Consider the following 18,289-nt stretch of genomic DNA (forward strand, 5'->3'; position numbering starts at 1 on the left):
GACAGCGCGGGGCGAATTTCGGTGATGATACCCCAGTGAACCGATCGCCGGCCGCCCAGACCAACTCTGCAACCGGAGCCAACACCCGTGATCCATGACCTCGAGCTCACCCAGCGCCGTCTTCATCGCCTCACCACGACCGCCGCGGGGTTCACGACAGGGCGCGCTCGGGCCCTGGCGAGGGTCAGGACGAGCTTCGTCGCCGTGGCGTTGCTCGCGTGCCCGCAGCTGGCGGCCGCGGGTGGGCTCGAGGCGCCGCCACCCACGCTGCCCGACGACAGCGCGCCGGGGCCCGATGTTCAGCCCAGCCCGGCGCCTCAGCCGAGCGTCGGGGCCCCGACCTCGGCCCCGGTCATGCAAGGTGGGCCCGCGGCCCCGGCCCCGCGGGTCGAGAGCAGCCTGTCACTCGAGGGCGGCGCGGTCTGGGACGGGCTCCGGGGCCAGCGCGTGATCCTGACCCTGGCCAACGGCGCCGAGCTCCGCGGCACGATCGTCGCCCACTCGGCCGCCGACCTCGCGATCTCCCGGGCCGACGACGGCATGGTCGTGTCGGTGCCCAAGGCCAAGGTCGAGGGCGTGCGCGTGCGGGCGCGTGGGGCGATGGACACGAGCGGCATCCCGCCGGCCCAGCGGACCCTCGACGACGGTCGCAAGGCCTACGTCGCCGGGGTCGCGATGCTGGCCTTCGGCGCGCCGCTGGGTTTGTCGGGCACGGTCATGCTCGGGATCTGTCCGAGCTGCGCACTCATTCACCTGCCGCTCTTGCTACCGGGCATCGGGCTGATCATCGGTGGTTCGATCGCGGTCAAGCGCGGCAAGACCAAGAACACCGCGTTTCGCAAGGCCTGGGGCATCCCGATGACCGGGCGCATGCAGCTGACGCCGAGCCTGGCCTTCGCCCGTGGCGGCGGCGAGGTCGGCTTCACGCTACGCTTCTAGCCGGGCGTACTCCAAGTTTTGGCGACAAAGCCCTCGGCGAAGAGGCCAAGCGAGGCGGCGCGAGGGATTGCACCACGGGCTGCTAGCAGGCTGCTCGCGTGCTTCAACCCCGATGGCTGAGCCCGCGACAGGACCGGCCACGGCGCGATACACTCGGCGCGGAGTTTGACATGACCAAGACGCTACGAATTCTCGGGTCCGGCCTCCTCACCATGATGCTCGCGGTCGCCTGCGGCGGCGACGACGTCGCGATCAGCGGGTCGACGGGATCCACCGACGCTGACGGCTCCGGCACGGGGACCGGGGAAGGCCAGGAGGGCAACGATCAGGACGGAGGCGACGGCGACTCGGGTGATGGCGACTCCGGCGATGGCGACGGCGATCCGGGCGACGGCGACGGCGATCCGGGCGACGGCGACACGGGCGACGGCGACGGCGACACGGGCGACGGTGACGGTGACACGGGCGACGGCGACGGTGACACGGGCGACGGCGACGGTGACACGGGCGACGGCGACGGTGACACGGGCGACGGCGACGGTGACACGGGCGACGGCGACGGTGACACGGGCGACGGCGACGGTGACACGGGCGACGGCGACGGCGACGGCGACGGCGACGGCGACGGTGACGGTGACGGCGAGGGCGACGTCTGCGATCCCGACGCCGAAGACATCCCCTGCCTGGCCTGCACCAAGGAGTTTTGTTGCCCCGAGCTCGAGGCCTGCTTCGCCGACGCGCCCTGCACCTGCGCCTACAACTGCGTCCTGATGGGCGGCGACCCGATCCAGTGCCAGACCAACTGCAACGCGGTAAACGCCCCGACCAACGCGCTGCTGCTGTGCGGGCAGGCCAACTGCTTCGCCGAGTGCGTGGGCTGAGCGGGGCGAGCCCCAAGGCGGGGCTCGTCGGGCTGGTCGCCGCGCTGACCTGCGGCGTCGCCTGCGAGGCCTCCGGGCCTCCGCGCGACGCCGTGTACTTCCTCGAGCGCCTCCATCAGCTCGACGAGCTGCCGCGGCTCGAGCCCGGGACCTCCGAGCTCGCGAGCACCTACGACCGCGCGGGCGGCAACGCGCTCGACGGCAGCACCTACCCGTGGATCGACGGCCAGCGCAACGTCTTGATGTCGGTCGACGGACCCGGCTGCATCCACCGGATCTCGACCGGGGATCTCGAGGCCGTCGCGGCCACGCGAATCGAGATCCTGCTCGACCACGGCGAGCTCGTGTCGATGCCGGTCGGCGAATTCTTCGATCCAACGCTCGGGCCCTTCGCGGGCGGGCTGATGCTCTCGGGCCCCTACCCCGAGGTCCGCTACCCGACCGTGCGCATGCCGATGCCCTTCGCCGAGCACGCCGAGGTCCGGCTGATCTCCGACGACGCCAACTGGGGCGTGTTCTGGCAGATCGGCTACTCGCGCTATCCGGCCCAGACCCCGGTCGAGACCCTGACCTTGCCCCTCGATCCCCGGACCGCGCGCGCCCTCGACGAGGCCGGAGCCGCGTGGACCGACGCGGTCGCGGGCGCGCGCAGACCTGAGCCGCCGGGCATCGACCTGGCCCAGACCCTCGCGCCCGGCGAGCGCCTGAGCTGGACCGAGCGCGGCTGCGGGACGATCGAGCGGGTCCAGGTCACGATCGACCCCGACTGGCCCGGGGCCTGGCGCTCGCTCCGACTCCGGGCGATCTGGGACGCGCAGCCCGACGCGCCCGCGCTCGCGCCCGCGCCGGCGATCGATCTGCCGGTCGCCGAGCTGATGGGCGCGGGCGACCACGTCGGCTTGCCCGAGGCCCGCTACGACAGCCTGATCATGGGCGCGGCCGACAAGCTCGCGTACCTGCGCCTGCCGATGCCCTACCGCGAGGCCGCGACGATCGAGCTCCACAACGAAGGCGAGGTCGCGATGGAGGTCGGCCTCGGGCTGTGGCGGCGACGCTGCGCCGAGCAGCCGCCCGACTTCGGCTACCTTCACGCGCAGGTCGTGAGCGCCCCCGCGGCGACGGCCGACAGCCCCGTGGCCGGACCCGCGCAGATCCCTGTCCACCGGCTCCTCGATCGCGACGGCCGCGGCAAGGTCGTCGGCACGATCCTGCGCGTCGAGTGGCCCTACGAGGAGTTTTGGTGGGGCGAGGGCGACTGGCAGATCTGGACCGACCAGGCCCTCGACGAGTGGCCGCCGCTGTACCACGGGACCGGAACCGAGGAGTTCTACGACGGCGGCTGGACCGGCTTCGATCGCAAGGCCCTCAGCGGCGTGATCAAGCGACGTCCCGGCCTCGTCACCGTCTATGGCTTCATGCTCAACGACGCGTTCAACTACGAGCGGCGCGTGCGGATGCAGGTCGAGACCCTCGGGCTCGGGCTCGGCGACGTCGTCGTGACCAAGCAAAACCCGATCTGGAGCTCGACGGTCTACTGGTACGATGAAGCGCCCTGAGCCGCTACCTGCTGCGCGCTGCCGAGCCCGACGCGGTCGTCGACGCCTACAAGTTCACGCCCGAGGCCGCGAGCTGGCCGCCGTCGATGTCGATGATCGAGCCGGTCACGAAGCTGCTCTCGTCCGAGGCCAAAAACAGGATCAGGTTGGCGATCTCCTCGGGCGCGGCCATGCGGTGCTGGGGGATCGCTTTCATCACGGCCTCGGAGATCGCCTCGTTGGCCCAGATCGCGCTCGAGAACTTGGTCTTGACGAAGCCGGGGGTCAGCGCGTTGACGTTGATCTTCTGATCCGCGAGCTCGACCGCGAGGACCTGGGTCAACATCACGACCGCGGCCTTGGACACGCAGTAGATGCCCATGCCCGGCTGGACCCGGCGCCCGGCGACCGAGGCCAGGTTGATGATCCGCCCGCCACCGCGCGCGCTCATCTGCGGAACGCAGGCCCGCGCCATGCGGAAGTAGCCCTTGACGTTGACCTCCCAGGTCTTGTCCCAGTGGCTGTCGGTCGAGCTCAGGATCGGGCCAAAGTGGGGGTTGGTCGCGGCGTTGTTGACGAGGATGTCGACGCCGCCGAACTCGGCCACGGCCCGCTCGACCACGCGCTCGACGGCCTCGTCGTCGCCCGTGTGAGCGGGGACCGCGAGGACCTCGGCGCCCGTGTGCTCGCGGATCTGCGCCGCCGCCTGCTCGAGGGGCTCGGGCTTGCGCGAGGCGATCACGACCTTGGCGCCCGCGCTCGCGAGGGCCGTGGCCGCGGCCTGGCCGATGCCCCGCGAGCCGCCGGTCACGATCGCTACCTTGGCGCTGAGATCAAACTTGGTCGTGGGCGTGGACTCGCTCATGGCCGGGTTTTAGACGGCCACAGGCGCGGCGTCTAGCCGCGCAGATCGGCTACAGTCCCTCGGTGAGCACGCTCCACGTGATCCGCCACGCCCAGGCCTCGATGTTCGCCGCGAACTACGACGAGCTGTCCGAGCGCGGGCGCGAGCAAGCCCGGACACTCGGTGAAGCGCTCGGGCGGCGCCTCGCCGAGGCTGGTCGACCGAGCTTCGACGCGGTGTTCTGCGGGCCGGCCCGGCGTCACGTCGACACGGCGGCGCTGGCCGGCTTCCCCGACGCGGTCGTGATCGAGGGCTTCGACGAGCACGACGGCGAGGCCATGGTCCTCGCCTCGCTCGCGCAGCTCGGCGAGGGCGAGGGCGGACTCTCGGCCCATCCAAAATTCGCCAAGCTCGCGCGCGAGGCCGCGGACACGAGCCTCGACCCGCGCCAGCGCTCGCGGTCCTGGCAGCTGCTGTACGAGGCGATCATGCGTCGCTGGCTCCGCGCCGAGCTCGAGCTCGACGGCGTCGAGACCTGGGCGGCCTTTCATCACCGGGTCCGGGCTGCCTTCGCCGAGGTCCGCGAGCGCGCCCGGGGCGAGGTCGCGGTGTTCAGCTCGGTCGGCCCGACCGCGGTCGTGCTTCACGAGGTCCTCGCCGTCCCGCCCGAGCGGGCCTTCGAGCAGGCCTGGCGCCTGTACAACACGGCGATCACCCGGGTGCTCTACAGCGGCGAGCGCCTGACCCTCGACGGCTTCAACGAGGTCGCCCATCTCCCGCGCACGCAGTGGACGCACCGCTGACGGCGCCGCCAAGGGGGCTCATCTTCCCGTGGACAATTTGCGATAGTCGCGGGTGATGGACTTCTCGGTTCCCGAGCCCTTTCAAGCGACCCTCAATGAGATCCGCGCGTTCCTCGACGAGCGGGTGATCCCGGTCGAGGCCAGCTTCCGCGGCGCCGACGACTTCGCCCCGGTCGAGGCCGCGATGCGCGAGGTCCGGGCCGAGGCCAGGGCCCGCGGGCTGTGGCTGCCGCAGATGGCCAAGCGCCACGGCGGCATGGGCCTGAGCCTGCTCGAGCACGGCCTCGTCAGCGAGATCCTCGGCCGCAGCCCGATCGGGAACTACGCGCTCAACTGCCAGGCTCCCGACGCCGGCAACATGGAGGTCTTGGCCGAGTACGCGAGCCGAGCCCAGCGCGAGCGCTTCTTGGACCCGCTGCTCGCCGGCGAGATCCGCTCGTGCTTTGCGATGACCGAGCCCGGCCGGGCCGGCAGCAACCCCGTGTGGCTCGAGACCAAGGCGACCCGCGACGGCGACGAGTTCGTGATCGACGGCCACAAGTGGTTCACGAGCGGCGCCGACGGGGCCGCGTTCGCGATCGTGATGGCCGTGACCGAGCCCGAGGGCGCGCCGCACAAGCGCGCGAGCATGTTCGTGGTCCCGACCGACACGCCCGGCTACTCGCTGGTCCGCAACATCTCGGTCATGGGCGACCCGGGCAGCGGCTGGGCCAGCCACGCCGAGGTCCGCTTCGAGGGCTGCCGGGTCCCGGCGTCGAGCATGCTCGGGCTGCCCGGCGCCGGCTTCCTGATCGCCCAGGCCCGACTCGGGCCCGGGCGCATCCACCACTGCATGCGCTGGATCGGCATCTGCGAGCGGGCCTTCGACATGATGTGCGAGCGCGCCGCGACCCGCGAGCTCTCGCCCGGCAAGATGCTCGGCGAGAAGCAGACGATCCAAAACTGGATCGCCGAGAGCCGGGCCGAGATCGACTCGGCCCGCCTCGCGGTCCTCCACGCGGCCTGGCGGATCGACGCGGTCGGCCAGCGCGAGGCCCGGGTCGAGGTCTCGGCGATCAAGTTCCACGTGGCCAAGGTCCTGCGCAACGTGCTCGAGCGGGCGATCCAGACCCACGGGGCCCTCGGCATCACCGACGACACGGTCCTGAGCTTCTTCTACCGCCACGAGCGCGGCGCGCAGATCTACGACGGGCCCGATGAGGTCCACAAGTCGGTCGTCGCCCGCGAGCTGCTCAAACGCCACGGCCTCGACGTCCGCCGCCGGCCCGCGCCAGGAGCCGCCAAGTGAACGACGCCGAGATGACCCTGACCGACGGCCTCCTCGATCGGCCAAGGCGCGTGCGCGAGGGCGAGGAGCTCGACCTCGACGCGCTCGCGGCCTGGCTGCGGACCGAGACCAGGCTCCTCGACGACGCCGCGGCGAGCGTCGAGATCCTTCAATTCCCGAGCGGCTACTCCAACCTGACCTACATGCTGCGCCTCGGCGAGACCGAGGTCGTGCTCCGGCGCCCGCCCTTCGGCAACACCGTCAAGACCGGCCACGACATGAGCCGCGAGTACAGCGTGCTGTCCAAGCTCGCGCCGGTCTACGCCCTCGCGCCCAAGCCCCTGGCCTCCTGCGAGGACGAGGCCGTGCTCGGGGCGCCCTTTTATCTGATGGAGCGGCGCCGCGGGATCATCATCCGGCGCAAGCCCCCGCGCGGCATGACGATCGACGAGCCCACGGCCCGGGCGCTCTCGCTCGCGCTGATCGACGGCCTCGCCGAGCTCCACGCGATCGACTGGCGGGGCATCGGCCTCGGCGACTTTGGCCGGCCCGAGGGCTACGCGCGGCGCCAGGTCGAGGGCTGGACGCGGCGCTGGGACCGGGCCAAGACCGACGAGGTCCCCAAGCTCGACGCCGTCGCCAAGTGGTTGGCCGAGACCCTGCCCGCCGACGCCGACGCCGACCCGGCGCTGATCCACAACGACTACAAGTACGACAACGTCTTGCTCGCCCTGCCCGAGGCCGAGCCCGAGGCCGAGCCCGAGGCCGGCACGCAGCGCGAGGCGCCCGTGCGCATCAACGCCGTGCTCGACTGGGAGATGGCGACGATCGGCAGCCCGCGCATGGACCTCGGCACGACCCTCGGCTACTGGGTCGAGGCCGGCGACGACCCGCGCCTCCAGGGCCTGGCCTTCGGCCCGACCAACCTGCCCGGCAGCCTCACGCGCGCCGAGCTGATCGAGCGCTACCAGGAGCGCAGCGGCATCGAGCTGTCGAGCGGCGTCTACTACCGGGTGTTCGGCCTGTTCAAGATCGCCGCGATCGTCCAGCAGATCTACGCGCGCTACCGCAAGGGCTCGACCCAAGATCCGCGCTTCGCCGCGCTCGGCTACTTCGTGACCATGCTGGCCGAGGTCGCGGCCGAGGCGATCGAGCAGGGCTGACCGGCCGTCAAACCCGGTCAGGACCCCTTCACTGTGTGTCGGGGCGCCAAAAGGGTCGGGCCTGTTACACCTTGTTCGACCGGGCCGAGCGCAGGGTGGGACCGGGGCCGCTTCACCGCGACCGCCGGGCGTCGGTCGTCGTACCATGGGCCATGGACTCGACTCGCGCTCGCCCCTCGGGCCGGTGGCTGCTGCTGCCCGGCCTCGCGCTGCCCTTGATCGCGTGGGCGACGACCTTGCCGGCCTGCGCCGAGCCCTGCATCGACGACGGCCTCGGCCAACAGTATTGCCCCGAGGCCGAGACCGAGGCCGCGACCGCTGGCGACACCCTCGCGGGCGACGGCGACACCGCCGACACGACCAACAACGAGGCTGGCGACACCGAGGGCTGCCCCCTGCTCGACCTGATCTTGATCCCGAAGACGCCCACGATGGTGCTGCTCGTGGATCAGTCCGGCAGCATGACCGAGGACTTCGGCGGCGACACCCGGTGGAACGTGATCACCGACGTGTTGATCGATCCGGACGCGGGGATCGTGCCCCAATTCGCCGCCAGCATTCGCCTCGGCCTGACCCTCTACACCTCCGTCGATGGCAACACGATGGGCGGCGTGTGCCCGATGCTGATCGAGGTCGATCCGGCCCTCGACAACTTCCCGACGATCGAGTCGACGCTGAGCATGGCCGCGCCGGCCCAGGACACCCCGACCGGCGAGAGCCTCGATGTCGTGTGGCAGAAGCTCGACGCCCTCGACGTCCCCGGGCGCAAATACATCGTGCTCGCAACCGACGGCGAGCCCGACACCTGCGACGAGCCCAACCCGTCCAACGGCCAGCCCGAGGCCGTCGCCGCCGCCGAGGGGGCCTTCTCCGCGGGCATCGAGACCTTCATCATCAGCGTCGGCGACGACGTCAGCGACGCCCACCTCCAAGACATGGCCAACGCCGGCCAGGGCGTCCAGCCGGGCGACCCAGACGCGACCTTCTACCAGGCCCTGGATCAGGCCGCGCTGGTCGGCGCCTTCGAGGAGATCATCGCGGGCGTGCGCTCGTGCCAGCTCGACCTGATGACGCCGCTGGCGCCCGAGGACGCGGCGAGCTGCACCGTCGAGGTCAACGGCGAGCCCGTCGCCCTCGGTGACCCCGACGGTTGGCAGCTCAACAACCCGAACGAGGTCGAGCTGCTCGGCGGCGCCTGCGATGCGCTGCAGACTGGGACCTCGTCGATCGAGATGGCCTGCAGCTGCGACCTGCCTTAGTCGCAGTTGAAGTAGCCCATCGGGGTCTCTGAGCAGTTGTTGCAGTCGCCGACCACGACCTGGCCCTCGAAGCACAAGGAGACCTCGTTGGGTCCCGTGCAGCCGAGCTCGGCGCCCTCGCAAAGGTCGTTGGTCGTGCACAGGCAAACGGCGGGGGTGTTGACGCCACCGCAGGCCTCGGCCCCGAGTCCGCCACACTCGCCCGCGCAGGAGAAGCCGAACAGCCCGGTCTCCTCGAGCTGACTGGACAGCTGATTGCAGAGCAGCGGCGTCCCGGCCTCGCCGTCGAGGGCGGGGACGCACGCGTAGTCGGTCATGTCGGGGTCGCAGGCGTCCCCGACCATCGGGATGACCTCGTCGCCGTCGCCGTCGCCGTCGCCGTCCCCGTCGCCGTCGCCGTCGCCGTCTCCGTCGCCGTCTCCATCCCCGTCTCCATCTCCATCGCCGTCTCCGTCCCCGTCTCCATCGCCGTCGCCGTCCCCGTCGCCATCGCCATCGCCGTCCCCGTCGCCATCTCCGGGATCCCCGTCGCCGTCGCCGTCTCCGTCTCCGTCGCCATCCCCGTCGCCGTCGCCGTCCCCGTCTCCATCACCGGCAGTCTCGGTCTCCGTCCCGACCTCCGCAGTTCCGTCGTCTCCGCACCCGCCCAATAGCAGGACGACAAGCGCGGACTGGGCAGCGAGAAGGCTGATATTCTTAATATTGCTGTTCTTCATTGGTCGCGGTGAGACCGCCGCTAGCAAGGCGGCCCCTCGTAACCATGGGCATACAAGGCCACCCCTCGGGTGGAAAAATTAATTGAGCTCGGGCTCGTGCTGGGCCAAAATTGCCCCTCAGAGATCGTCGATGCAGGCGACAGGCGTCCACGGCGCCGCCAGGTTGTTGCAGCTATGGCCCATGTCGCCGATCTCCTCGGTCACGCCGGTCTCGGTGTCGACCGAGTAGAGATGCCCGTTGGTGCATGCGTAGAGCACACCGTTGTCGGGATGCCACTCAATGCCGACGGTCCCGAAGTCGACGTCGAGGTCGACGACCTCCATCGCCACGCCGGTGACCGGGTCGACCTGGTAGAGCCTGTCGTCGCCGGCGTTGATCGTGAACAGGCCCTGGATGTCGCTCGACCAGGTCGAGCCGCTGTTGCCGATGTCGATGCCGAGCCCATCGCCGACCTCGAGCGCCATCGCGGACTCGGTGTCGATGTTGAGGAGCACGTCGGAGCTGATCGAGATGCCGAACAGGCGCAGGACCTCGAGCCCGTTGGCGGTGATGCCGTTGACGCCCGTGTAGCCCATGTTGCCGATCGGCGTGGTCTCGCAGGTGCACGGATCGATCGCGTCGAGCTCCTGCCCCCCGCGTGAGCCGAACAGCTCGCCGCCGATGCCGAAGGTGATCGACGGGTAATTGGCGTTGCCGCCGAAGTCGCAGATCTCGGTCTCGACCCCGGTCTCGGTATCAATCTTGACCAGCTTCTCGGTGTCGTTGCGGACGTGGAGCAGCCAGGGGGGATCCTGGTTGGGGTCTCCGTCTCCGTCGCCGTCGCCGTCTCCGTCCCCGTCGCCGTCGCCGTCGCCCATCTCCATGCTGCCGCCGGTGGTCTCGCTGCCGTCCCCATCTCCGTCCCCATCGCCGGTGCTCGTGTCGGTCGCCGACTCGCCATCGCTGCCATCTGCGACGCCGTCATCGGTGCACCCGGCGGAGAGTGTGAACAAGAACCCGGCGACGCCGAGCGAGACCACGCGAAAGTCATGCTTCGTCATTGAGACGATAGGATAGCCGATGCCACATCACCGTGGAATCGGTGCGTGACGCTCTCACCCGTCGCAGACCTCGATCGTCTCACCGAAGTAGGGCTCGACCGCGAAGTCGGGCCACGGCGCCTGCAGCTTCCAGATCGAAATGTCGTCTTCCCACAGCTGCACGTCGTCGTTGTCGCCGCTGGCGTAGGCCCCCCAATGCCACTGGCACACGTCACTGGTCGGCCGCGCGACTTCGCCCGAGAGCAGCTTCTGACCGTCGTGCCAGATGTGGATCGTCTCGTCGACGAGGTTGATGTAGATCGTCGTGCGCATCCAGGTGTCGAGGGCGACCGTGGGCGCGTCGGGCTCGAAGGTCACGGTCCCGCCGGTGTTGACGATGTGCGCCGGGGTCAGGCGGTGGCTGGGCTCTTCGAGCCCGAGCGTGATCACGTCCTCGTTCCAGCCGCAGTCCGAATTGATCGTCCAATACGAGAACCACCGCCCGTTCCCGAAGGTGTAGGGGACCGAGAGCCGGCTCCAATAGGTGTTGACGATCCCGTAGGGCGCGTCGGTCCCGACGCCGACGTTGGTGTAGGCCGGCAGCGGGGTGTCGCCGTCGAACTGCACGCCGCCGTAGCCGCGGTGTGAGTTGCCGGAGCCGCAGCTGATCGCCGACCAGTGCGACTGGGTACCCGAGACCGCGTACTCGCTGGAGAACCCGTTGGTGGTGCAGCCGCTCCACTCCGGGTCGTAGCCGCCGGTCCACGCGTCGTAGGTGCCGGACTCGAAGTCCTCGAACCACAGCAGCTCTGCCTCGAAGCAGCCGCCGTCGCCGTCGCCATCGCCGTCGCCGTCTCCCGTGCCTGGATCGCCGTCGCCGTCGCCAGTGCTCGGATCTCCATCGCCGTCGCCGGTGCTCGGATCCCCATCTCCATCACCAGGGCCATCCCCATCCCCAGTTTCCGAGCTGGCGTCGCCGTCTCCCTCCGTCCCATTTGTCGAGGAGCTGGCCGTATCATCGCTGCAGCCAAAGGTGGTCAAGACGAGACTACAAATTAAGGTGTGTGCACGGTACATGACCAGACGATACGCCAGATCGCGCCCTGAAGATCACCAAAGCTCGCTCGAAAGCTTGTGTGATCCCCGAGGCGCGCTGTAATAATCACGGGCACCGAACATGGACAGCCCGATCAAGCTCAGCTCCCGCGTTCGCGCCGTGACGATCTACCGCCGCGGCGCCACGGTCACGCGCGTGGTCGAACTCGTCCGCGAGGGCCCGGCCTTCCCCGCCCGGATCCAGCTCGTCGGCCTGCCCCTGACCCTCGACGACAGCTCCGTCAGCGTCGAGCTCGAGGCCACGGATCCGGCCGGCCGCGCCGCACCGATCGCCGGGGATCTGCGGGTGACCGTCTCGGCGCCCGGTCACGACCCCGCGCTTCGACCCCCAACCAACGACGAGCTCGAGCGCGCCCGGCTCGAGCTCGAGCTCGCGGTCGAGACGGCCCGTCAGCACGGCCGGGCCAAGGCCCGGCTCGCGGGATTGCAACCGGTCGCGCGCGGGCAGGCCGAGGAGGGCAAGCCGCCCCCGCCCTCGCCCACGGCCGCGCGCATGGAGCTGCTCGAGTTTCGCCGCGAGCGCGCCGAGCAGCTCGCGCGGAGCATCGAGGCCGCGGACGAGCGCGTGCGTGAGGCGAAAGAGCAGCTCGAGACCCTGCGCGAGCGTGAACGCGTCGCCTCGTCGGAGCGCAACGCCCGAACCCACGAGCTGCGCAAGGCCGCGCTCCTCGAGCTCGGTCCACCGTCCGAACAAGGCGCGGGGCTGGTCGAGCGCGTGCGTGTCAAGCTGCGCTACTTCGTGGCCGGCGCGCGCTGGGCCCCGGCCTACACCCTGCGCCTCGACGCGGCCATGCGCGCGGCGACCCTCGAGCTGCGCGCGATGGTCGGGCAGTCGACGGGCGAGGACTGGAGCGACGTCGCGCTGACCCTCTCGACCGCGAGCCCGCAGCAGTGGACCGAGCTGCCCGAGCTCGAGTCGCGCCGGATCGGGCGGCGCCAGCCGCCGCCGGCCAAGACCGGCTGGCGACCGCCACCGCTCGGCGCCGACGAGCTCTACGCCGACTACGACCGCAGCCTCGGGAGCCCCGAGCCCGAGCCTGAGCCCACGCCCACGCCCACGCCCACGCCGCGAGCCGAGCCCGAGCTCACCGAGATCACCGACATCCCCGAGCTCCCCGATGAAGATGACGAAGACGCCTACCGCGGCTCCGCTGTCATGCCACCGTCACCACCGAGCGCCGCGCCCCAACCCGCGCCGATGATGCCCGTGAGCCTGGCCAAATCCAAGTCGGCCAAGCGCTCCGGGGGCATCGGGAGCCTCGTCGGCGACGCGATCGACGGCATCACCTCGGCCTTCTCCGCCGAGGACACCGCGATGCAGGGCTTCGGGAGCGGCGGCGCGATGGCGTCGGCGTTTGAGCCCGAGCCCGAGCTCGTCGCCGGCCGCGATCTGCTCGACTACGGCCGCCTGCGCCTGCTGTTCGCGTCGAGCCCCCGCCGCGGAGCCCTGCGCCGGATCGACACGCGCACGCAGTACCAGCAGCTCAGCGGCGAGGGCGTGCGCGTCGACGCGGCGATCGATCAGATCTGCGAGGCGCTCGAGTGGGCCCGGCTGCTCGAGACCGAGCGCCCGCCCGAGGGCTACCGCTGGCCGCACAGCGAGGCCGGCTTCGACTACGCCTACGTCGCCGAGGCCCCGGTCGACCTGGCCAGCACCGGGGCCTTCACCTCGCTGCCGATCGACCTCCGCGAAGCCGAGGCGACCCCGCGCTACGTCAGCGTCCCGCGCGAGACCCAGGACGTGTTCCGGATCGTCTCGCTCCGCAACCCCCTCGCCGCGCCGCTCCTGCCCGGGCCCGCCGATGTCTACGTCGCCGGCAAGTTCGCGCTGAGCTCGGCCGTCGAGCTCACGCCGATCGACGGCCGCATCGAGCTCGGCCTCGGCGTCGAGCAAGGGATCAAGATCGCCCGCAACGTCAGCTTCACCGAAGACAGCTCCGGCATGTTCAAGCGCCACCTCGGCCTGAGCCACACCCTCACCCTCGAGGTCCACAACCACCTGCGCAGCCCGGCCCTCGTCGAGATCCGCGAGCGCGTCCCGATCGCCGCCGAGGCCCAGGCCGACGACATCACGGTCGCGGTCGAGGACGTCACGCCCGCGTGGGACGACTACGACCCCAAAGACCCCGACCACCCCCTCGACGGCGGTCGCGTATGGAAGGTCGAGGTCCCCGCCAAGGGCGAGCGCGCGCTCTCGGCGACCTGGGTCGTGACGATCCCGACCAACCACGAGCTCGTCGGCGGCAACCGGAGGGAGAGCTGAGATGGCCGCTCCACTCGATGTCGACGCCGTCCAAGCGCTCGTGGCCGAGGTCCCCGTCGCCGAGGTCACGCTCCTCGAAGATCGCGCGCTGGTCGTCCGCCGCGGCGCCCTCACTGTGCCGCCCGGGCGCTCGCGCCTGGTCCTGACCAAGGTCGCCCCGGTCCTCGTCGACAAGACCCTGTCGGCCTCGCTCGCGCTTCCAGCTGGCGCCGAGGGCGAGCTGCCCGAAGATCTGCGCGTCCGCAGCGTGGCGGTCGCGCGCCGCCGCGTGACCCGCGAGGAAGACCGCCCGGTCGACCTCGCCGAGCTCCAGGCCACCCGCCGGACCAAGGCCCAGGCCCTCGCGAGCGCGACCGGGCAGCTCGAGCGGATCGCGGCCGAGCACGCCTCGACCGAGTCGCTGCTCGCCCTGACCCTGGCCGAGATCAACGAGGACGTCGGCTGGGGCCGCCAGGATCGCCCTCGCTGGGCCGAGCAGCTCGACCAGCTCGAGGCCAAGCTGCGCGAGCTCGGGCACGAGGCTACCCGGCTCGAGCACCACAAGCGCGCGCTTCAGCGCGAGCTCGACGATCTCGCCGCGCTCGAGGCCGCCAGCACCTCGCTCGGCAGCGAGGCCAGGGCCGAGCTCACCCTCGAGTTCAACAACCCCGGCGCGAGCGCCCGCGAGCTCGAGCTCAGCGTCGACTACCTGGTGCCCGGGGCGCTGTGGCGGCCCTGGCATCGCGCGCGCCTGGTCGAGACCGAGGGCCAAGCCGCCCGGGTCGAGTTCAGCTGCGAGGGCGCCGTGTGGCAAGCCAGCGGCGAGGATTGGACCGACGTCCAGCTGATCTTCTCGACCGAGCGGCCCTCACTCGGGGTCACGCCGCCGCCCCTCGCAACCGACACCCTGCGCGTGCGCAAGAAGACCAGCACCGTCGAGGTCGAGGCCCGCGATCAGAAGATCCACACCGCCGGCCTCGGCGGCGAGGCAGACGGCGCCAGGCGAGAGGTCGCCGAGTCCGAGCTCCCGGGCATCGACGACGGCGGCGAGGCGATCGAGCTCCGCGGCCGGACCAAGGCCACGATCCCCGCCGACGGGCGGCCCTACCGGGTGCCGATCTTCGACTTCGAGGCCCCGGCCGAGACCGCCCTGGTCTGCGCCGCGGAGCTCGCCGCCTCGGTCATCCTCCGCAGCCGCCAATCAAACGCCGCCGACCACCCGCTGCTCGCCGGCCCCGTCGACCTCGTCCGCAACAGCGGCCTCGTCGGCCGAACCTCTCTGCTCTACATCGCCCCCGGCGAGCGCTTCGAGCTCGGCTGGGGGCCCGACTCCAGCCTCCGGGTCCACCGCGAAGTCGAGGAGCTCGAGCACGAGCGCCGCATGATGAGCTCGTGGACGCGCAAGCCGAGGCGCGTGACCGTCAAGCTCAGCAACCTGTCACCCGCGGCCAAGTCGATCGAGGTCAAGGAGCGCGTCGCCGTGTCCGAGATCGAGAAGGTCGAGGTCGAGGTCGGCGAGGCCAGCCACGGGGTCGAGGCCGACGACGACGGCTTCGTGACCTGGGCGCTGGAGCTGCCGGGCTTCGGGCGCGAGGAGCTCGAGCTGAACTGGACGATGCTCGTCCACGACGATGTCGTCGGCCTGTGACCACAGTCCCCTGGGCGACGCCACGGGGCGAGACGTCGAGCCGGACATCGGGAGCGTGCTCCTTGGCAGATGACAAGGGGCGGTGGCCCGGGCGGGCCACCGCGATTGAGGGCGATCAGCTCGCCTTGGCGGTCGTCACCACAGGGAAGTCGATCTCGGTCTCGGCCACCGAATTGAGGTAGTTGGTCCAGACGTTGAGCGCGACATGCTGGACGATCTCGATGATCTGGGCGTCGTCGTAGCCGGCGGCACGCACGGCGGCGAGATCGGCGTCCGAGGCATGGCCGCGAGCCGTGGCCACCGCGACGGCGAAGCGGACGGCGGCATCGGCCTTGGCATCGGTGGAGCGGCCTTCACGGTTGGCGGCGATCTCCTCGGCCGAGAGCTTGGCGAGCTTGGTGCCGAGATAGGTGTGAGCTGCCAGGCAGTAGTCGCAGCCGTTGTATTCGGCGATGGCGAGCGCGATGCGTTCGCGGGTCGGCGCGGGGAGCTGGCCCTTGCCGAGCGCGCCGAAGATGCCGAGGTAGCCCTCGAGCGCGGCCGGGCTCTGCGCAGCCAGACGGAACAGGTTCGGGGCAGATCCGAGCTGCTTCTCGACCTCGCGGAGCGCGGTCTGGGATGCCGCCGGGGCGGCTTCGATCGTTGTGGGGATGGCGATACGGGACATGGGTTTCTCCTTGGGTTGCGGTTGCAGGGCCAAGGTATGGCGTCTCGGATTCTCGCGGCAGATGGCCTTTTCAGGAGTGAGCCTTCCGGATATCGAGAGGACATGACCGATCGCTTCGAGGCCATGTCGATCCTTGCTGCCGTCGTCGATGCGGGCTCGCTCTCGGCGGGCGCGCGGGCGCTGCGGCTGCCGCTCGCCACCGTGAGTCGCAAGGTGGCCGATCTGGAGGCCTTGCTCTCCACGCAGCTCCTCCTGCGTTCGGCCCGCGGGCTGCGGCCAACGGATGCAGGCGCGGCCTATTTGCTCGCGGCGCGGCGGATCCTGGAGGATGTGGCGGAGGCGGAACGGGCGGCGCGGGGCGAATTCAGCGCGCCGCGGGGCACGCTCACGATCACCGCGCCCATTGTCTTCGGGCGTCTGCACGTGCTGCCGGTAGTGACGGCGTTTCTTCGCGACTATCCGGAGGTGACGGTGCGGCTGGAGCAGAGCGACCGGGCGGTGAACCTTCACGAGGAGCGGGTCGATCTGGCGCTGCGCATCGGATCCCTGCCCGACAGCAATCTCATCGCCCGGCGGCTGGGCTCGGTCACGCGCATGGTCTGCGCGAGCCCGGACTATCTCGCGGCGCGCGGCACTCCGCACAAACCCGAGGACATCACCACGCACGATTGCGTCACCTTCGGCAACCTGATGTCCGCCACGCGCTGGCGGTTTGGCCACGGGCGAAGCGAGACCTCCATACCGGTGCGCTCCCGGCTAGTGACCAACACCGCGGAGGCGGCGATCGATGCGGCAGAGGCCGGGCTGGGCCTCACGCGAGTGCTGTCCTACCAAGTGGCGGACGCCATCCACTCCGGGCGGCTCTGCCGGGTGCTCACCGAACACGAGCCCGAGCCCTGGCCGGTGAGCCTGATCTACACCCCGCGCGAGCTCCTGCCGCAGAAGCTCCGCGCGTTTCTCGATTTCGCCGGGCCCCGGATCGAGCGGGCGCTCCGGTCGCACGATGCCGCCTGATCGTTGCTGGTGATGCTGGCGCGGAGACGGCCGACGAGGATTGCTAGCACCTCTCGAGCTTGCCGACTTCAGTCGTCGAAGATCTGTTCGAGCGACGCGGCGGTCAGGACCCGACCGATGAACCCCTCGAGCTGGTCGTACGCCGTGGCCTGGATCCGGGTGACGATACCCGGTGGAAGGTCGCCGAACTTCAAGGTGAGCTGCTTGACGAGCAGCTCGGCACGCTCGGCCTGGCGACCTTCTTGGCGACCTTCTTGGCGGCCTTCTTGGCGGCCTTCTTGGCGCCCTTCTTGGCGCCCTTCTTGGCGGCCTTCTTGGCGGAGTTCCTCAGCGATGGTCATGGCGATCTCTCGAACCTCGGGAAGCTGTGCTTGAATGGTCTCACGAAAATCTTGGAACTGCATGTCGCCGGTGACCAGGGCGACGTAGCGCAGGACCTGCGCGACGGCGTCGGCGCCGTTGGGGGCGCGGAGGACGTCGAGAAACGCGTCTCGCCACTGATCGAAGTCTCGCCGCAGGCGCTCGGGGTTGCGACCGTCGCGGAGAAACACCAGCGCGAGCTTGGGGAACGCGTCGAGCGCCCAGTCACGTAGCGCAGCGTCCTCGGCATGCGCGAGGTCGAGGACGAGCATGGAGAGGTTCGGGACCAGCGCGGCGTTGATGAGGCTGGGTCGTGGCCGTTGGGCCCCGCGCATGGCCGCAGGAGGTCCGAGTTCGGAGCGTCGCCTCTCCATCTGGGGTGCAGAAGGCTCTTGGTGCAACACCACCAGGTCGGTCGGCTGCGCGTCGAAGGTGCTTTTCGTACGGCGATACTCCGAACTCGGACCTCCTGCGGCCTTTTTTGCGCTCTGCTCTTTGCGATGGCTGACCCCGCCCCGAACCACTGGGCGCTTCGTCCCTCCCGTGACTGCGGCGGAGCCACAGGTTGCAACACGACGGCCCCGCAAGAGGCCTCCGGGGTCCCTCGGAGCGAAGTTTTCACGGCGTATGCGTCCCGAACGAAGCGGTGCCGGTCACTCGGACCGAGTCACCCATCACGACGCGGGCTCCCGAGCCGCACGCGGGATCTCGCCCAGCGCTTCAAAGCGGGGTCAGCCACCGCAAAGAGCGGAGCGCAAAAAGGCTGGAGGTGGTCCGAATTCGGGGTATCGCCGTACGAAAAGCACCTTCGACGC

At 70.3% G+C, this 18,289-nt stretch carries 16 protein-coding genes; 10 read left to right on the forward strand and 6 right to left on the reverse strand.

Annotated elements, in window-relative coordinates:
• The first annotated feature begins 87 nt into the window (after window positions 1-87).
• The 3 genes from ENSA5_RS28335 to ENSA5_RS28345 all read left to right on the forward strand — a co-directional run bounded on the left by ENSA5_RS28335 (window position 88) and on the right by ENSA5_RS28345 (window position 3,376).
• Window positions 88-939, forward strand: a complete 852-nt coding sequence (locus ENSA5_RS28335) for a hypothetical protein (protein WP_106394839.1) — start codon at window positions 88-90, stop codon at window positions 937-939.
• A 170-nt stretch (window positions 940-1,109) separates the two neighbouring features.
• Window positions 1,110-1,820, forward strand: coding sequence for a hypothetical protein (locus ENSA5_RS38405; RefSeq protein WP_181198236.1), 711 nt, complete (start codon window positions 1,110-1,112; stop codon window positions 1,818-1,820).
• A complete protein-coding gene (locus ENSA5_RS28345; RefSeq protein WP_106394840.1) occupies window positions 1,808-3,376 on the forward strand; it encodes a DUF2961 domain-containing protein in 1,569 nt (522 codons plus the stop codon). Before ENSA5_RS38405 ends, ENSA5_RS28345 begins: the two co-directional genes overlap by 13 nt.
• A 46-nt stretch (window positions 3,377-3,422) precedes the next feature.
• On the opposite strand, the gene ENSA5_RS28350 is transcribed toward ENSA5_RS28345, so the two are convergent.
• Window positions 3,423-4,220, reverse strand: coding sequence for an SDR family NAD(P)-dependent oxidoreductase (locus tag ENSA5_RS28350; protein WP_106394841.1), 798 nt, complete (start codon window positions 4,218-4,220; stop codon window positions 3,423-3,425).
• Between the two features lie 62 nt (window positions 4,221-4,282).
• Here ENSA5_RS28350 and ENSA5_RS28355 point away from each other — a divergent pair, with 62 nt between their 5' ends.
• From ENSA5_RS28355 to ENSA5_RS28370, 4 genes are all read left to right on the forward strand, one after another.
• Window positions 4,283-5,002, forward strand: a complete 720-nt coding sequence (locus ENSA5_RS28355) for a histidine phosphatase family protein (protein WP_106394842.1) — start codon at window positions 4,283-4,285, stop codon at window positions 5,000-5,002.
• Window positions 5,003-5,057: 55 nt separating this feature from the next.
• The gene (locus ENSA5_RS28360) at window positions 5,058-6,290 is read left to right on the forward strand and encodes an acyl-CoA dehydrogenase family protein (RefSeq protein ID WP_106394843.1); all 1,233 of its coding nucleotides are present in this window, start codon (window positions 5,058-5,060) and stop codon (window positions 6,288-6,290) included.
• A complete protein-coding gene (locus ENSA5_RS28365; RefSeq protein WP_258183038.1) occupies window positions 6,287-7,432 on the forward strand; it encodes a phosphotransferase family protein in 1,146 nt (381 codons plus the stop codon). Before ENSA5_RS28360 ends, ENSA5_RS28365 begins: the two co-directional genes overlap by 4 nt.
• 152 nt (window positions 7,433-7,584) lie before the next feature.
• Window positions 7,585-8,691 carry a vWA domain-containing protein gene (locus tag ENSA5_RS28370; protein ID WP_106394844.1) on the forward strand — a complete coding sequence of 369 codons (1,107 nt, stop codon included), beginning with the start codon at window positions 7,585-7,587 and terminating at the stop codon, window positions 8,689-8,691.
• On the opposite strand, the gene ENSA5_RS38410 is transcribed toward ENSA5_RS28370, so the two are convergent.
• The 3 genes from ENSA5_RS38410 to ENSA5_RS38415 all read right to left on the reverse strand — a co-directional run bounded on the left by ENSA5_RS38410 (window position 8,688) and on the right by ENSA5_RS38415 (window position 11,504).
• Window positions 8,688-9,341 (reverse strand): hypothetical protein, encoded by a 654-nt coding sequence (locus tag ENSA5_RS38410; protein ID WP_181198237.1) that lies wholly within the window; start codon window positions 9,339-9,341, stop codon window positions 8,688-8,690. The two genes, ENSA5_RS28370 and ENSA5_RS38410, sit on opposite strands and share 4 nt — an antisense overlap.
• Before the next feature lie 183 nt (window positions 9,342-9,524).
• On the reverse strand, window positions 9,525-10,448 hold the full coding sequence (locus tag ENSA5_RS28380; RefSeq protein WP_181198238.1) for a hypothetical protein: 924 nt from the start codon (window positions 10,446-10,448) through the stop codon (window positions 9,525-9,527).
• 54 nt (window positions 10,449-10,502) lie between these two features.
• The gene (locus ENSA5_RS38415) at window positions 10,503-11,504 is read right to left on the reverse strand and encodes a hypothetical protein (RefSeq protein ID WP_181198239.1); all 1,002 of its coding nucleotides are present in this window, start codon (window positions 11,502-11,504) and stop codon (window positions 10,503-10,505) included.
• Window positions 11,505-11,604: 100 nt separating this feature from the next.
• On the opposite strand from ENSA5_RS38415, the gene ENSA5_RS28400 reads away from it, so the two are divergent.
• Complete coding sequence (locus ENSA5_RS28400) at window positions 11,605-13,806, forward strand: DUF4139 domain-containing protein (protein WP_106394847.1); 2,202 nt, start codon at window positions 11,605-11,607, stop codon at window positions 13,804-13,806.
• A 1-nt stretch (window position 13,807) separates the two neighbouring features.
• Window positions 13,808-15,433, forward strand: a complete 1,626-nt coding sequence (locus ENSA5_RS28405; protein ID WP_106394848.1) for a mucoidy inhibitor MuiA family protein — start codon at window positions 13,808-13,810, stop codon at window positions 15,431-15,433.
• Window positions 15,434-15,548: 115 nt separating this feature from the next.
• Here the strand turns inward: ENSA5_RS28405 and ENSA5_RS28410 are convergent, their stop codons facing one another.
• A complete protein-coding gene (locus ENSA5_RS28410; protein ID WP_106394849.1) occupies window positions 15,549-16,100 on the reverse strand; it encodes a carboxymuconolactone decarboxylase family protein in 552 nt (183 codons plus the stop codon).
• 102 nt (window positions 16,101-16,202) lie between these two features.
• Between ENSA5_RS28410 and ENSA5_RS28415 the strand changes: the two genes are divergently transcribed.
• A complete protein-coding gene (locus ENSA5_RS28415; protein ID WP_106394850.1) occupies window positions 16,203-17,114 on the forward strand; it encodes a LysR family transcriptional regulator in 912 nt (303 codons plus the stop codon).
• Window positions 17,115-17,182: 68 nt separating this feature from the next.
• Here ENSA5_RS28415 and ENSA5_RS38420 read toward each other — a convergent pair whose 3' ends face one another.
• Entirely contained in the window at window positions 17,183-17,809 is a 627-nt protein-coding gene (locus ENSA5_RS38420) for a DUF4351 domain-containing protein (protein ID WP_181198240.1), read from the reverse strand.
• Window positions 17,810-18,289: the final 480 nt, after the last annotated feature.

This window comes from Enhygromyxa salina (genome assembly GCF_002994615.1).
GTDB classification, from domain to species: Bacteria; Myxococcota_A; Polyangia; order Nannocystales; family Nannocystaceae; genus Plesiocystis; species Plesiocystis salina_A.

What these genes read in the sequence shown, in the direction of transcription:
- ENSA5_RS38405 (WP_181198236.1), top strand. Translation starts at nt 1,110, where the DNA reads ATGACCAAGACGCTACGAATTCTCGGGTCCGGCCTCCTCACCATGATG.
- ENSA5_RS28350 (WP_106394841.1), bottom strand. Translation starts at nt 4,220, where the DNA reads ATGAGCGAGTCCACGCCCACGACCAAGTTTGATCTCAGCGCCAAGGTA.
- ENSA5_RS28360 (WP_106394843.1), top strand. Translation starts at nt 5,058, where the DNA reads ATGGACTTCTCGGTTCCCGAGCCCTTTCAAGCGACCCTCAATGAGATC.
- ENSA5_RS28370 (WP_106394844.1), top strand. Translation starts at nt 7,585, where the DNA reads ATGGACTCGACTCGCGCTCGCCCCTCGGGCCGGTGGCTGCTGCTGCCC.
- ENSA5_RS28380 (WP_181198238.1), bottom strand. Translation starts at nt 10,448, where the DNA reads ATGACGAAGCATGACTTTCGCGTGGTCTCGCTCGGCGTCGCCGGGTTC.
- ENSA5_RS38415 (WP_181198239.1), bottom strand. Translation starts at nt 11,504, where the DNA reads ATGTACCGTGCACACACCTTAATTTGTAGTCTCGTCTTGACCACCTTT.
- ENSA5_RS28400 (WP_106394847.1), top strand. Translation starts at nt 11,605, where the DNA reads ATGGACAGCCCGATCAAGCTCAGCTCCCGCGTTCGCGCCGTGACGATC.
- ENSA5_RS28405 (WP_106394848.1), top strand. Translation starts at nt 13,808, where the DNA reads ATGGCCGCTCCACTCGATGTCGACGCCGTCCAAGCGCTCGTGGCCGAG.
- ENSA5_RS28410 (WP_106394849.1), bottom strand. Translation starts at nt 16,100, where the DNA reads ATGTCCCGTATCGCCATCCCCACAACGATCGAAGCCGCCCCGGCGGCA.
- ENSA5_RS28415 (WP_106394850.1), top strand. Translation starts at nt 16,203, where the DNA reads ATGACCGATCGCTTCGAGGCCATGTCGATCCTTGCTGCCGTCGTCGAT.
- ENSA5_RS38420 (WP_181198240.1), bottom strand. Translation starts at nt 17,809, where the DNA reads ATGCGCGGGGCCCAACGGCCACGACCCAGCCTCATCAACGCCGCGCTG.